The organism is Acinetobacter sp. Marseille-Q1618 (assembly GCF_902809855.1).
Lineage (GTDB): Bacteria > Pseudomonadota > Gammaproteobacteria > Pseudomonadales > Moraxellaceae > Acinetobacter.
The window spans coordinates 1,051,338-1,066,597 of the sequence record NZ_CADDWJ010000002.1; the positions used below are offsets into that span (position 1 = coordinate 1,051,338).

The following is a 15,260-nucleotide window of genomic DNA, read 5'->3' on the forward strand; positions in this document are numbered from 1 at the left end:
TCGAAGAAGATTGCTCTTATAGCTCAGTGGTAGAGCACTCCCTTGGTAAGGGAGAGGTCTCGAGTTCAAATCTCGATAAGAGCTCCAGATTACAGTTTAGTAGATTAAAATCTACAAAAATTTTTAAAAAGCAGGCTTATTAGTCTGCTTTTCAAGTATTGGGTGTCTGGTTTTTAGACAATATGTCGATGGGTTGTATTTAGAACTGTGTTCGACGTAAACGAGGAAAATAAACATGGCTAAGGCTAAGTTTGAACGTAATAAGCCACACGTAAACGTGGGCACAATCGGTCACGTTGACCATGGTAAAACAACTTTAACTGCTGCGATTGCAACTGTATGTGCAAAAACTTTCGGTGGTGAAGCAAAAGACTACGCTGCAATTGACTCAGCGCCAGAAGAAAAAGCACGTGGTATTACAATTAATACTTCTCACGTAGAATACGATTCTCCAATCCGTCACTATGCTCACGTAGACTGCCCAGGACACGCCGATTATGTTAAAAACATGATCACTGGTGCTGCGCAAATGGACGGTGCGATCCTTGTATGTTCAGCGACTGATGGTCCTATGCCACAAACTCGTGAACACATCCTTCTTTCTCGCCAAGTAGGTGTACCTTACATTCTTGTTTTCTTAAACAAATGTGACATCGTTGATGACGAAGAGTTAATCGAATTGGTTGAAATGGAAGTTCGTGAACTTCTTTCTACTTATGACTTCCCAGGCGATGACACACCAGTAATCCGTGGTTCAGCTTTAGCTGCACTTAACGGTGAAGATGGTCAATACGGTGTTCCAGCTGTTCTTCAACTTGTTGAAGCACTTGACACTTACATCCCAGAACCAGAACGTGCAATCGATAAAGCATTCTTAATGCCAATCGAAGACGTATTCTCAATCTCTGGTCGTGGTACAGTAGTAACTGGTCGTGTTGAATCAGGTATCGTGAAAGTAGGCGAAGAAGTTGAAATCGTAGGTATCAAAGACACAGTTAAAACAACTGTAACTGGCGTTGAAATGTTCCGTAAACTTCTTGACGAAGGTCGTGCGGGTGAGAACTGTGGTATTCTTCTACGTGGTACTAAGCGTGAAGACGTACAACGTGGTCAAGTATTGGCTAAACCTGGTTCAATCAAACCACACACTAAATTCGACGCAGAAGTATATGTACTTTCTAAAGACGAAGGTGGTCGCCATACACCATTCCTTAACGGTTACCGTCCACAATTCTATTTCCGTACAACTGACGTAACTGGTGCGATCCAGTTGAAAGAAGGCGTTGAAATGGTAATGCCAGGTGACAACGTTGAAATGTCAGTAGAATTGATCCACCCAATCGCAATGGACCCAGGTCTACGTTTTGCGATCCGTGAAGGTGGTCGTACAGTAGGTGCTGGTGTAGTTTCTAAAGTTACTGCATAATTGTTGTAGCTCAAACCGAGGGTTGCGATTCTCGGTTTGTATTATAGGTCAGTAGTTCAATTGGTAGAGCGTCGGTCTCCAAAACCGAATGTTGGGGGTTCGAGTCCCTCCTGACCTGCCATATTTTTTAAATAAAAAGCTTGATGCCGACTGATCTGGTCATATAATAAGTCGCGAATCCTACGACGAGTAAAAGAATGTCGAATGATAAATCGCGTGACGCAATGGGCGGCGCGCCAATTCCTCAAAGAAATAACCCTGCTGAAGTAGTCAGTTCTGGTACACCATTTGATGTGGTGTTATGGATTATCGCATTGGTATTATTGGTCGGTGCAATGTTGGTAAATCAGTTTTTACCAGCGTATTGGGCACCAGCAAATAGTATTTGGGTGCGTATTGGGGTGATTATAGCTTGTATCGTAGTGGCTTTAGGTTTATTATACGCCACCCATCAAGGCAAAGGCTTTGTTCGTTTGTTGAAAGATGCTCGATTAGAATTACGTCGAGTGACTTGGCCTACGAAACATGAAACAGTCACAACTTCATGGCAAGTCCTGCTGGTAGTAGTAGTTGCTGCAATCATTCTGTGGTGTTTTGACTACATCATTGGTTGGTTTATGAAGTTTATTATCGGGTAAGAGAGCTATGAAACGTTGGTACATTATTCATGCCTATTCTGGTTATGAAAAACAAGTGATGCGTTCACTTAATGATCGAATCCAGCGTAGCGCTGTTGCTGATAGCTTTGGTGAAGTCCTTGTCCCTACTGAAGAAGTAGTGGAAATGAAGGATGGTAAGAAACGTAAATCAGAGCGTAAATTCTTTCCAGGCTATGTATTAGTTGAAATGGAAATGAATGATGAAACTTGGCATATCGTGAAAGAATGTCCAAAAGTATTGGGTTTCATTGGCGGTACAGCAGAAAAACCTGCACCGATTACGCAAAAAGAAGCTGATGCGATTCTTGCACGTGTACGCAATACTGGTGAGGCACCACGTCCTAAGACGATGTTTGAGCCAGGCGAAGAATTATTGGTTATTGACGGTCCATTCACAGACTTTAAGGGTGTGGTGGAAGAAGTTATTTACGATAAATCACGTTTAACCTTAACGATTAACGTGTTTAATCGACCAACGCAAGTTGAATTGGAATTTCGCCAAGTCGAAAAAACAATTTAATCCTCGGTGGTTGCAAAGCGCCCAATTTAATCGGGCATTGTTATTATCGCAGCAAGTTGTTTGTTGTGTGAATAAAATGGGGAGCCTAACGGCGTTACTACCCAGAGGTAATAGATAATGGCTAAGAAGATTGACGGCTATATCAAGCTGCAAGTTCCAGCTGGTAAAGCGAATCCATCTCCACCGATTGGTCCTGCACTAGGTCAACGTGGTGTGAACATCATGGCATTCTGTAAAGAATTCAATGCTGCGACACAAAAAGTTGAAGCTGGGCTACCAATTCCAGTCGTGATCACTGTGTACAACGATAAGTCGTTCACATTCATCATGAAAACTCCACCTGCTGCGATTCTTCTTAAGAAAGCTGCTGGTATCCAAAAAGGTTCAGCTGTACCGAACAAAACCAAAGTTGGTAAGTTGACTCGTGCTCAATTGGAAGAAATTGCGACTACTAAAGAACCAGATTTAACTGGTGCTGATTTAGACGCACGTGTTCGTACCATCGCTGGTTCTGCACGTTCTATGGGCTTGGAAGTGGAGCTATAAGACATGGCAAAGTTAACTAAACGTCAAAAAGCCATTGTTGCTGCTATTGAAGCAAACAAAGTTTACACTTTGGAAGAAGCAGTTGCAGTTCTTAACGGCCTTCCTGCAGTAAAATTTAAAGAGTCTTTGGATATTGCTGTAAATCTAGGTGTTGATCCTCGTAAATCTGACCAAGTTGTTCGTGGTGCGACTACACTTCCTGCAGGTACGGGTAAAACTGTACGTGTTGCTGTATTTGCACAAGGCGCTGCAGCTGAAGCTGCAAAAGCTGAAGGTGCGGACGTTGTTGGTTTTGATGATCTTGCTGAAAGCATCCAAGCGGGTAACCTTGATTTCGACGTAGTCATTGCTGCTCCTGACGCAATGCGTGTTGTGGGTAAATTAGGTACGATTCTTGGTCCACGTGGCTTAATGCCAAACCCTAAAGTGGGTACTGTAACTCCTGACGTAGCGAACGCTGTTAAAAATGCGAAAGCTGGTCAAGCACGTTACCGTGTAGACAAAGCGGGTATCATCCATGCTGCGATCGGTCAAGTAGGTTTTACTGCTGAAGCTGTTCGTTCAAACGTTGAAGCACTTGTTGCTGACCTTAAGAAAGCAAAACCTGCAACTTCTAAAGGTATCTACATTCAAAAGATCACTTTGAGCTCAACGATGGGTCCTGGTCTTACAGTTGATGTACAAAACGTTTCTAAATAAGTTTTGGCTTATTTGACGATATAAAAGAATTTTAAAGCCCTGAGTAAAAATCAAAGCGTTGCTTTGATTTTTACGCAAGAAAATCGATTTCGGAAAACTTGCGAACTTAGGCGAACTTTGAATTGATAAATAAATATTTATCAGCGTCAAAGACCTCAGGCGAGGTCGCTTTTCGAAGTGACTTCTTAAAAGTCCAGTCTGAGTAGACGCGGTGGTGTGATTTGTTCCTCCTCCGCGTGTAAATCGAAAGATTTACGAATTGGGAGTGCATCTTTTGTAGGTGCATAAATCACCGTTAGGAGGTTTTACAATGGCTCTTCTTATCGAAGACAAAAAACAGATCGTAGCGGAAGTAACTGAAGTTGCTTCAACTGCGTATGCTGCTGTTGTTGCTGACTATCAAGGCTTAACTGTTGAGCAATTAACTGCTCTTCGTGTTGAAGCGCGTAAACTTGGTGTTGCTACACGTGTTGTACGTAATACTTTGGCAAAACGTGCGCTTCAAGACACTCAGTTCAATATCTTGAGTGATAACCTTGTTGGTCCAACAATCTTAGCTTTCTCGACTTCTGAAGACGACATGGGTGCAGCCGCACGCTTGTTTGAAGAATTCGCTAAAACGAACAAAGCATTTGAACTTAAAGCTGCTGCATTTGACGGCAAAGTTTATCAAGGTGCTGAAGTTAGCGTGATTGCGAATCTTCCAAACCAAGAAAAAGCGCTTACTATGCTTGCAAACGTTCTTCAAGCTCCTATTTCGAAATTGGGTCGCCTTATTACAGCGCTCAAAGAGAAAAACGAGTCAGAAGCTGCATAAGCTTAAACATTTTTACACACCATTCAATATCCATTTGGAGTTACTCTCATGGCTTTAACTAACGAAGAAATCCTAAACGCAGTTGCTGAAAAAACTGTTCTTGAACTTGTTGAATTAATTTCTGCTTTCGAAGAAAAATTCAATGTATCTGCTGCTGCTGTGGCTGTAGCTGCTGCTCCAGGTGCTGGTGCTGCTGCTGCTGAAGAGCAATCAGAATTCACAGTTGAACTTGCTAGCTTCGGTGCTAACAAAGTTGCTGTAATTAAAGCAGTTCGTGAAGCAACTGGTCTTGGTCTTAAAGAAGCTAAAGATCTTGTTGAAGGCGCTCCTTCTGCAATCAAAGAAGGCGTTTCTAAAGAAGAAGCTGAAGAACTTAAGAAAAAACTTGAAGAAGCTGGTGCTGAAGTTAAACTTAAGTAATCGCTTAGGGAGTCGATTATTTAAAAATCGACTCCACAAATTGGCTGATAGCTCTTGGGCTATCAGCCTTTTTGCGTTACAATAATCGGCTCGATTTTGGATTGAATGATATAAAATTCATCAATTTTAAGAATAAGCAAACAAAATCAAACGCTTAACAATATTTTTCCATTTTAAAAATATTGTTAAGCGTTTTATACCACTGAAAATTGCAGCATTTGTAAAAGGTGGTGGTCATATCGACCTGCGTAATTCCTTCTAAATCCGTTCTGCAGGCGGGGTTAGTTTTCTTTCCGAGGACTCCAGATGGCATACTCATATACCGAAAAGAAACGGATCCGTAAGAATTTTGGTAAATTGCCCCAAGTCATGGATGCTCCGTACCTGCTCGCGATCCAAGTCGACTCGTACAGAACATTCTTACAAGATGGCAAAACTCCAAAAAACCGCGAAGATATCGGTCTCCAAGCCGCATTTCGTTCAGTGTTTCCAATAGAAAGTTATTCTGGCAATGCTGCTTTAGAATTCGTTGAGTATAGCCTTGGTAAACCTGAGTTTGATGTCCGTGAATGTATTCTTCGTGGCTCAACTTATGCGGCACCAATGCGCGTAAAAATTCGTTTGATCATTAAAGATCGTGAAACGAAATCAATCAAAGACGTTCGTGAACAAGAAGTGTACATGGGTGAAATGCCACTCATGACAGAAAACGGTACATTTGTGATTAACGGTACTGAGCGTGTAATCGTATCTCAGTTACACCGTTCTCCAGGTGTATTCTTCGATCACGACAAAGGTAAAACACATTCAAGCGGTAAAGTGTTGTATTCAGCACGTATTATTCCTTACCGTGGTTCATGGTTAGACTTTGAATTTGATGCCAAAGACCTTGTCTATGTTCGTATTGACCGTCGTCGTAAATTGCTTGCGACTGTGGTTTTACGTGCCTTGAATTATACCAATGAACAAATTCTAGACATGTTCTATGAAAAAGTTCCTGTATATCTTGACATGGGTAGTTATCAAATTGACCTTGTTCCAGAACGCCTACGTGGTGAAATGGCGCAATTTGATATCCTTGACAATGATGGTAAAGCAATCGTTGAACAAGGCAAGCGTATTAATGCACGTCATGTACGTCAAATGGAAGCAGCGGGTTTAACTAAACTTCCTGTTCCAGATGAATATTTGTACGAGCGTATTGTTGCACAAGACATTACTTTGCATGATGGTGAAGTTGTTCCTGCAAATACAGTACTTAGCCATGAAGTGATGGTAAAAATCGCTGAAGGTGGTGTTAAACAATTTAACGTACTGTATACCAACGATATCGACCGTGGTCCATTCGTAGCGGATACTTTACGTGCTGATACAACTTCAGGTCGTGAAGAGGCACTTGTAGAAATCTACAAAGTAATGCGCCCAGGCGAGCCACCAACAAAAGAAGCAGCTGAAAACTTATTCAATAACTTATTCTTCTCAACTGAGCGTTATGATTTATCGCCAGTGGGTCGTATGAAGTTTAACCGTCGTTTAGGTCGTCCATATGAAGTCGGTACTGACCAAAAATCACGTGAAGTTGAAGGCATCTTATCGAACGAAGATATCACTGATGTATTAAAAACATTGGTTGAAATTCGTAACGGTAAAGGCGAAGTCGACGATATCGACCATCTAGGTAACCGTCGTGTGCGTTCTGTTGGTGAAATGACAGAAAATCAATTCCGTGTAGGTCTTGTTCGTGTTGAGCGTGCTGTAAAAGAACGTTTAAGCCAAGCTGAAACTGATAATTTGTCACCACAAGATTTGATCAATGCAAAACCAGTTGCTGCAGCGATCAAAGAATTCTTTGGTTCAAGCCAATTGTCTCAGTTCATGGACCAAAACAACCCATTGTCTGAAATTACACACAAACGTCGTGTATCAGCGCTTGGGCCTGGTGGTTTAACACGTGAGCGTGCAGGCTTTGAGGTGCGTGACGTACATCAAACGCATTATGGTCGTGTATGTCCAATTGAGACACCTGAGGGTCCAAATATTGGTTTGATCAACTCACTTTCTGTTTATGCGAAATGTAATAATTTCGGTTTCTTAGAAACACCATACCGTAAAGTGGTGGATGGTCGTGTAACAGATGAAGTTGAATATTTATCTGCGATTGAAGAAGTAGGTACTGTCATTGCACAGGCCGATTCTATTGTAGATCAAGACGGTAACTTACAAGAAGAGTTCGTATCTGTACGTCATCAAGGTGACTTCGTACGTATGCCACCTGAAAAAGTGACGCATATGGACGTTTCTGCGCAGCAAGTTGTATCTGTAGCAGCATCATTGATTCCATTCCTTGAACACGATGATGCCAACCGTGCATTGATGGGTTCAAACATGCAACGTCAGGCAGTTCCTACTTTGCTTGCTGACAAACCGCTTGTTGGTACAGGTATGGAAGCAAACGTAGCACACGACTCTGGTGTATGTGTGATCGCAAAACGTGGCGGACGTATTGAATATGTTGATGCTTCTCGTGTGGTGATTCGTGTTAATGAAGACGAAATGATCGCAGGTGAAGCAGGTGTAGATATCTACAACTTGATCAAATACACCCGTTCAAACCAAAACACCTGTATTAACCAAAAAGTTCTTGTGAGCTTGGGTGATAAAGTCGGTCGTGGTGATGTATTGGCTGATGGCCCATCAACTGATGGTGGTGAATTAGCACTTGGTCAGAATATGCGTGTCGCATTCATGACTTGGAATGGTTATAACTACGAAGACTCGATCTTATTATCTGAACGTGTACTTCAAGAAGACCGTTTGACATCGATTCACATCCAAGAATTGTCATGTGTTGCACGTGATACGAAATTGGGTGCTGAAGAGATCACTGCCGATATTCCTAACGTAGGTGAAGCTGCACTGTCTAAACTTGATGAATCAGGTATTGTTTACATTGGTGCAGAAGTAACAGCAGGGGATATCCTTGTTGGTAAAGTTACACCGAAAGGCGAAACACAATTAACACCTGAAGAAAAATTACTTCGTGCAATCTTTGGTGAAAAAGCGGCTGACGTAAAAGATTCATCTTTACGTGTATCTTCTGGTGTGAAAGGTACAGTTATCGATGTTCAAGTGTTTACACGTGACGGCATTGAAAAAGATGAGCGTGCTCAAGCGATTGAGAAAGCGCAGCTTGATGCTTACCGTAAGGACTTGAAAGAAGAATACAAAATCTTCGAAGAAGCAGCACGTGAACGTATTGTTCGTTTGTTGAATGGTCAAGAGTCAAATGGTGGCGGTACCACTAAACGTGGTCAAAAAATCACTGAAGATTTATTGTCGAGTTTAGAGCTTGTTGATCTTCTTGAAATTCAGCCTGTTGACGAAGCTGTTGCAGAGCGTTTAACCCAAATTCAAGTATTCTTAAAAGAGAAGAGCCTTGAAATTGATGAGAAATTTGCTGAGAAAAAACGCAAACTTTCTACAGGTGATGAGCTTACAACTGGTGTATTGAAAGTTGTTAAAGTGTACTTGGCTGTTAAACGTCGCATCCAACCGGGTGATAAAATGGCGGGTCGTCACGGGAACAAAGGTGTTGTCTCTAACATCTTGCCTGTAGAAGATATGCCACATGATGCAAACGGTGTTCCTGTAGATGTTGTACTTAACCCACTGGGTGTACCATCTCGTATGAACGTGGGTCAGATTCTTGAAACTCACTTGGGTATGGCAGCGAAAGGTCTTGGTGACAAGATTGACAAGATGCTACAAGAACAACGTACTATTCTTGAGTTGCGTGAATTCTTAGACAAGATTTATAACCAAGTGGGCGGCGAGCAAGAAGATCTTGACAGTTTAACTGATGATGAAATCTTGGTATTGTCCGGTAACTTGCGTAAAGGTGTACCTTTAGCGACACCTGTATTTGATGGTGCTGAAGAAGGGCAAATCAAAGACTTACTAGAGCTTGGTGGTATTTCACGTACAGGTCAAACAGTCTTGTATGATGGTCGTACAGGTGAGCGTTTTGACCGTCCAGTTACTGTAGGTTACATGTACATGTTGAAACTCAACCACTTGGTTGACGACAAGATGCATGCACGTTCTACAGGTTCTTATTCTCTTGTAACGCAGCAGCCATTGGGCGGTAAAGCTCAATTTGGTGGTCAGCGTTTCGGTGAGATGGAGGTTTGGGCACTTGAAGCTTATGGCGCAGCTTATACACTACAAGAAATGCTCACTGTGAAATCGGATGACGTTGAAGGTCGTACTCGCATCTATAAAAACATTGTAGATGGTAACCATTATATGGATCCGGGTATGCCTGAATCGTTCAACGTATTGACCAAAGAGATCCGTTCTTTAGGTATCAACATTGAACTGAAAAATGGTGACTAATTAGTTCCATTAATCCCCCTAGCCCCCTTTGAGAAAGGGGGAGTTTCTACTCTAAAGGGTAGGAGCTTCCCTCCTTAGAAAAAGGAGGGATTGAGGGAGGATTACTCAGTGAAAAAACAATATTTGTGACCCAGTTGTAGAGTGAAAATCTCCACAACACACGGAGAAAAAAATTGAAAGACTTGCTCGATATCATGCGCAAAAAGACGGACTCAGACGGTCATGCTCCTGTAGAGTTTGATCGCATCCGTATTGGTCTTGCGTCACCAGAAATGATTAAGTCATGGTCTCATGGTGAAGTTAAAAAACCTGAGACAATTAACTATCGTACGTTCAAACCAGAACGTGATGGTTTATTCTGTGCCAAAATTTTTGGTCCAGTCAAAGATTATGAATGCTTGTGTGGTAAATACAAGCGTATGAAATATAAAGGCGTCATTTGTGAAAAATGTGGCGTTGAAGTAACAACTGCAAAAGTTCGTCGTGAACGTATGGGTCACATTGAGCTTGCATCTCCAGTTGCACATATTTGGTTCTTGAAATCATTACCAAGCCGTATTGGCTTGCTTTTAGATATGACTTTACGTGATATCGAACGTGTATTGTATTTCGAATCTTATGTGGTTACTGATCCGGGTATGACACCGCTTGAGAAATATCAACTTCTCAATGATGAAGAATATTTCACAGCGTTAGAAGAACACGGTGATGAATTCAGCGCAAAAATGGGTGCTGAAGCAGTTCAAGACTTGTTGAAAGACATCGACCTTGAAGCTGAAATTACTCGTCTTCGTGAAGAAATTCCAAATACAACGTCTGAGACAAAGCTTAAAAAAGCTTCTAAGCGTTTGAAATTGATGGAAGCATTCAACGATTCAAATAACAAGCCTGAATGGATGGTGTTAACTGTACTTCCAGTTCTTCCACCAGACCTTCGTCCACTTGTACCACTTGAAGGTGGTCGTTTTGCGACGTCTGACTTGAACGATTTGTATCGTCGTGTGATCAACCGTAACAACCGTTTGAAACGTCTTCTTGACCTTGCAGCACCAGACATTATCGTACGTAACGAAAAACGTATGTTACAAGAGTCTGTAGATGCATTGTTAGATAACGGTCGTCGTGGTCGTGCAATTACTGGTTCGAACAAACGTCCGCTTAAATCTTTGGCAGATATGATCAAAGGTAAACAAGGTCGTTTCCGTCAAAACTTACTTGGTAAGCGTGTTGACTACTCTGGTCGTTCGGTAATTACAGTAGGTCCATCATTACGTTTACACCAATGTGGTCTTCCGAAGAAAATGGCGCTTGAATTATTCAAACCATTTATCTTTGCGAAACTACAAGCTTCAGGTCAAGCGACGACCATTAAAGCTGCGAAGAAAATGGTTGAGCGTGAAACACCAGAAGTTTGGGACGTTTTGGCATCTGTAATTCGTCAACATCCAATCATGTTGAACCGTGCGCCAACACTTCACCGTCTAGGTCTGCAAGCATTTGAACCGACCTTGATCGAAGGTAAAGCGATCCGTCTTCACCCACTCGTATGTGCTGCGTTTAACGCCGACTTCGATGGTGACCAAATGGCGGTACACGTACCATTAACACTCGAAGCGCAGTTAGAAGCGCGTGCGTTAATGATGTCAACCAACAACATCTTATCACCTGCAAATGGTGAGCCGATCATCGTACCTTCTCAGGACGTGGTCTTGGGCTTGTATTACATCACACGTGATGCAATCAATGCCAAAGGTGAAGGCATGGTGTTTGCGGATACGCATGAGGTAAACCGTGCGTTAGCAACAGGTCAAGTGGATTTGCACGCGCGCGTTAAAGCACGTGTACATCAAACTGTAATTGATGAAAATGGTAATCGTGAGCATCAAACTATTGTTGTAGACACAACACCAGGTCGTTGTTTACTTTGGGAAGTTGTTCCTGAAGGCATGGATTTCCAACAAATTAACGTGGAAATGACCAAAAAGAACATTTCTAAGTTAATTAACTCTTGCTACCGTAAACTCGGTTTAAAAGATACCGTTATCTTTGCTGACCAATTGATGTACTTGGGCTTCCGTCAAGCAACACGTTCAGGCGTGTCTGTAGGTATGGAAGACATGGTTATTCCACCACAAAAACAAGCAATTATTGACAAAGCAGAAACTGAAGTTCGCGAAATTGAACAACAGTTCGAGCAAGGTTTTGTAACTGCGGGTGAACGTTATAATAAAGTGGTCGATATTTGGGCGCGTACCAACGACCAAGTTGCAAAAGCGATGATGGATAACTTGTCATTTACCACTGTTAAAAACAAACAGGGTGAAGATGAGAAACAAAAATCATTCAACAGTATCTACATGATGTCTGACTCTGGTGCCCGTGGTTCGGCAGCACAGATTCGTCAGCTTGCAGGTATGCGTGGTTTGATGGCGAAACCAGATGGTTCGATCATTGAAACACCGATTAAAGCAAACTTCCGTGAAGGTTTGACTGTACTTCAGTACTTCATCTCGACGCATGGTGCACGTAAAGGTTTGGCAGATACCGCACTTAAAACTGCGAACTCTGGTTACTTGACACGTCGTTTAGTAGACGTAGCACAAGACTTGGTGATCACTGAGCCTGATTGTGGTACTTATGACGGTCTTGTTATGACACCATTCATTCAAGGTGGTGATGTCATTGAGCCGTTAAGTCAACGTGTATTGGGTCGTGTAACGGCTGAAGATGTTACTAAAGCAGGTTCAGACGAAGTTATCTTGCCACGTAATACATTGATTGATGAAAAACTTGCTCAATACCTTGAAGATGCTGGTGTCGACGAAGTTAAAGTGCGTTCAGTAGTGAGCTGTGCATCTACTTTCGGTGTATGTGCGAAATGTTACGGTCGTGACCTTGCACGTGGTCACTTGGTGAATCCAGGTGAGTCTGTAGGTGTAATGGCTGCGCAATCGATTGGTGAACCAGGTACCCAGTTAACCATGCGTACCTTCCACGTAGGTGGTGCTGCGAGCCGAACTTCTGCTGCAAATAGCGTTCAAGTGCGTAATAAAGGTACAGTACGTTTCCATAATGTAAAAACTGTACAACATGCGAAAGGTCACTTGGTATCAGTTTCACGTTCAGGTGAGATTGGTATTGCGGATGACTTAGGTCGTGAACGTGAACGTTATAAACTACCATACGGTGCAAGCATCTTGATCAAAGATGGTGAAGCTGTAGAAGGTGGTGGTATCGTTGCAACTTGGGATCCGCATACTCATCCATTGGTTACAGAAGTTGCTGGTAAAGCACGTTTCAGCCAAATCGCTGATGGTGTAACTGCAACCTCGAAAACTGATGATGCAACAGGTATGACTACTGTTGAAATCTTGCCAGTGACTGCACGTCCTGCATCTGGTAAAGATTTACGTCCTGCAATTGTGTTGGATACAACAGATGGCGGTGAACAGTTCTACTTCTTGCCACAAAACACAATCGTAACTGTGCGTGATGGTGAAACGATTGGTGTGGGTGACGTTATCGGTCGTGTACCACAAGAAACGTCACGTACACGTGATATTACCGGTGGTCTTCCACGTGTAGCTGACTTGTTCGAAGCACGTAAACCGAAAGAGCATGCGATCCTTGCAGAAGTGTCTGGTATCGTCAGCTTCGGTAAAGAAACCAAAGGTAAGAACCGTTTAGTGATCACGCCTGATGATGGTTCTGAGATCTATGAAGAATTGATTCCAAAATGGCGTCAAATCAATGTGTTCGAAGGTGAGCATGTGAACCGTGGTGAAACCATTTCTGATGGTCCACAAAATCCACATGACATTTTACGTCTGAAAGGTGAAGTTGCATTAACCAACTACATCGTGAATGAAGTTCAAGACGTATACCGTTTACAAGGTGTAAAAATCAACGATAAGCATATTGAAGTCATCGTACGTCAAATGTTGCGTAAAGTTGATATCACTGACGGTGGTGATACAAGCTTCATCAAAGGTGAGCAAGTGGATTACATCCGTGTTGTTCAAGAGAACCAAGCAATCTTGGCTCAGAACAAGTTCCCTGCGAAGTTTGAACGTCAATTGATGGGTATCACCAAAGCATCGCTTTCTACAGACTCGTTTATCTCTGCTGCATCGTTCCAAGAAACAACACGTGTGTTAACTGAAGCGGCTGTAACAGGTAAAGAAGATGAGTTACGTGGCTTGAAAGAAAACGTGGTTGTAGGTCGCTTGATCCCAGCGGGTACAGGTTTGGCTTACCATTTAGAACGTCGTCGTCAAGAAGCGGAAGCTGCTGAACATGAGCTTGTAAATGATTTCTCTGAAGTTGACCAAGCATTCTCGCAAGCTTTAAACGAAGATTCTTTCTAAGTTTAAATACTTTTAAAATGAAGAAGACGCCTTAGGGCGTCTTTTTTTATGTTGGGATGCTATGTTGTTTTTACAAAATATATGTGAAAAGTTGCGTTTTTTAACAGATCACTAAGATTCGATTCATGAAATAAGATTAAGATAAAACCAGTTAAAAAAGGACTGATGGAGAAAGACATGAAAAAAGTAATGACAGTATTGGCAGTAGCATCACTTTCAACCTTGATGTTGGCAGGCTGTGAAAACATGTCAAGTAATGATAAACGTGTTGCTTCGGCTGCATTAGGTGGTGCAATCGGTGGTGGTGTGGGGAACAATGTCGGTGGTGGTACAGGTGCTGCAATTGGTGGTGGTGCAGGTGCAGCAGTTGGGAGTAAAACATCGAATGGTTCAAACCGTAATGCAACCTACAGTGGTGTAGGTGGTGCGATTGGTTCTGCGATTGGTAAAGGTGTATTCGGTGGCAATACAGGTGCTGCAATCGGTGGTGCAATCGGCGGTGGTGCTGGTGCAGCGATTGAGCAAAAACGCTAAGATTTTTATTTTTAAAAATTAAATCGAAAAATAAGCGCAACATGCGCTTATTTTTATTGGGAAATATTTAGTGCTGACGGTTGGCTTTTTCGACCAAGCCAGATAAACCTTGACGGCGTGCAAGCTCGTTGAGTACCAATTGTGGATCGAGATCGAAATAACCCAGCATCACAATCGTATGAAACCAAAGATCTGCCACTTCATAAATTAAATCATTTTTATTGTCTTCGTTGGCTTCAGATTTAAAATCTTTTGCAGCAATGATTGTTTCAATACATTCTTCGCCGATTTTCTCTAAAACTTTATTTAAACCTTTATGGTAGAGCTTTGCTACATAAGACGATTCAGGATTGGCAGCTTTACGTTCAGCCATCATTTTGCCTAAGTAATCTAAGACTTCAACTTGTTCAGACTGGGCATCTGAGGCATTCATGGCAATCGTATGTGGATTTGTTGATTGATCGGCTTTATCAGCATAAATCGCATTTGGGTCTTTGAGTTGGGCATCGACAATTTCCCAACCGTTTGGCGTAAGTTTACGATAGAAGCATGACTCACGTCCTGTATGACAAGCAATACCACCTTCTTGTTCAATTTGTAACACGATCACATCGGCATCGCAGTCTAAACGGATTTCATAAACGGTTTGAAAATGTCCTGATTCTTCGCCTTTAAACCACAGTTTATTGCGTGAACGTGAGAAGTAAACACCCCGCATTTTCTCTGCGGTGAGTTGCAGAGCTTCGCGGTTCATCCATGCCACCATCAAAATACGTCCTGTTTGATGATGCTGTGCAATAGCAGGAATCAGTCCTTGTTCGTTAAATTTTACTTCATCGAGCCATTGCAAGTTATTCATAGAATTTCACCAGATAAT

The 15,260-nt window shown here is 42.2% G+C and carries 11 protein-coding genes and 2 tRNA genes; 12 read left to right on the forward strand and 1 reads right to left on the reverse strand.

Annotated elements, in window-relative coordinates:
• The first annotated feature begins 12 nt into the window (after positions 1-12).
• From HUS24_RS12140 to HUS24_RS12195, 12 genes are all read left to right on the forward strand, one after another.
• Positions 13-87 (forward strand) — tRNA-Thr (locus HUS24_RS12140).
• A 148-nt stretch (positions 88-235) separates the two neighbouring features.
• The gene (gene tuf, locus HUS24_RS12145) at positions 236-1,426 is read left to right on the forward strand and encodes an elongation factor Tu (RefSeq protein WP_173912245.1); all 1,191 of its coding nucleotides are present in this window, start codon (positions 236-238) and stop codon (positions 1,424-1,426) included.
• Between the two features lie 45 nt (positions 1,427-1,471).
• Positions 1,472-1,547 (forward strand) — tRNA-Trp (locus tag HUS24_RS12150).
• Between the two features lie 76 nt (positions 1,548-1,623).
• On the forward strand, positions 1,624-2,064 hold the full coding sequence (secE, locus tag HUS24_RS12155) for a preprotein translocase subunit SecE (RefSeq protein ID WP_173912246.1): 441 nt from the start codon (positions 1,624-1,626) through the stop codon (positions 2,062-2,064).
• A 7-nt stretch (positions 2,065-2,071) separates the two neighbouring features.
• Positions 2,072-2,605: a transcription termination/antitermination protein NusG gene (gene nusG, locus HUS24_RS12160; RefSeq protein ID WP_065993996.1), complete on the forward strand. Its 534-nt coding sequence runs from the start codon at positions 2,072-2,074 to the stop codon at positions 2,603-2,605.
• 117 nt (positions 2,606-2,722) lie between these two features.
• Positions 2,723-3,151, forward strand: coding sequence for a 50S ribosomal protein L11 (rplK, locus tag HUS24_RS12165; protein ID WP_004868049.1), 429 nt, complete (start codon positions 2,723-2,725; stop codon positions 3,149-3,151).
• A 3-nt stretch (positions 3,152-3,154) separates the two neighbouring features.
• A complete protein-coding gene (gene rplA, locus HUS24_RS12170) occupies positions 3,155-3,850 on the forward strand; it encodes a 50S ribosomal protein L1 (protein WP_173912247.1) in 696 nt (231 codons plus the stop codon).
• Between the two features lie 310 nt (positions 3,851-4,160).
• Complete coding sequence (rplJ, locus tag HUS24_RS12175; RefSeq protein WP_065993998.1) at positions 4,161-4,667, forward strand: 50S ribosomal protein L10; 507 nt, start codon at positions 4,161-4,163, stop codon at positions 4,665-4,667.
• Between the two features lie 48 nt (positions 4,668-4,715).
• Positions 4,716-5,087 carry a 50S ribosomal protein L7/L12 gene (rplL, locus tag HUS24_RS12180; RefSeq protein ID WP_065993999.1) on the forward strand — a complete coding sequence of 124 codons (372 nt, stop codon included), beginning with the start codon at positions 4,716-4,718 and terminating at the stop codon, positions 5,085-5,087.
• Between the two features lie 306 nt (positions 5,088-5,393).
• On the forward strand, positions 5,394-9,482 hold the full coding sequence (rpoB, locus tag HUS24_RS12185; protein WP_173912248.1) for a DNA-directed RNA polymerase subunit beta: 4,089 nt from the start codon (positions 5,394-5,396) through the stop codon (positions 9,480-9,482).
• A gap of 173 nt (positions 9,483-9,655) precedes the next feature.
• Positions 9,656-13,849, forward strand: a complete 4,194-nt coding sequence (rpoC, locus tag HUS24_RS12190) for a DNA-directed RNA polymerase subunit beta' (RefSeq protein WP_173912249.1) — start codon at positions 9,656-9,658, stop codon at positions 13,847-13,849.
• A gap of 177 nt (positions 13,850-14,026) precedes the next feature.
• Positions 14,027-14,383, forward strand: coding sequence for a DNA transfer protein p32 (locus HUS24_RS12195; RefSeq protein ID WP_065994002.1), 357 nt, complete (start codon positions 14,027-14,029; stop codon positions 14,381-14,383).
• 67 nt (positions 14,384-14,450) lie between these two features.
• Here the strand turns inward: HUS24_RS12195 and hisIE are convergent, their stop codons facing one another.
• Complete coding sequence (gene hisIE / locus HUS24_RS12200; protein ID WP_173912250.1) at positions 14,451-15,242, reverse strand: bifunctional phosphoribosyl-AMP cyclohydrolase/phosphoribosyl-ATP diphosphatase HisIE; 792 nt, start codon at positions 15,240-15,242, stop codon at positions 14,451-14,453.
• Positions 15,243-15,260 lie beyond the last annotated feature (18 nt).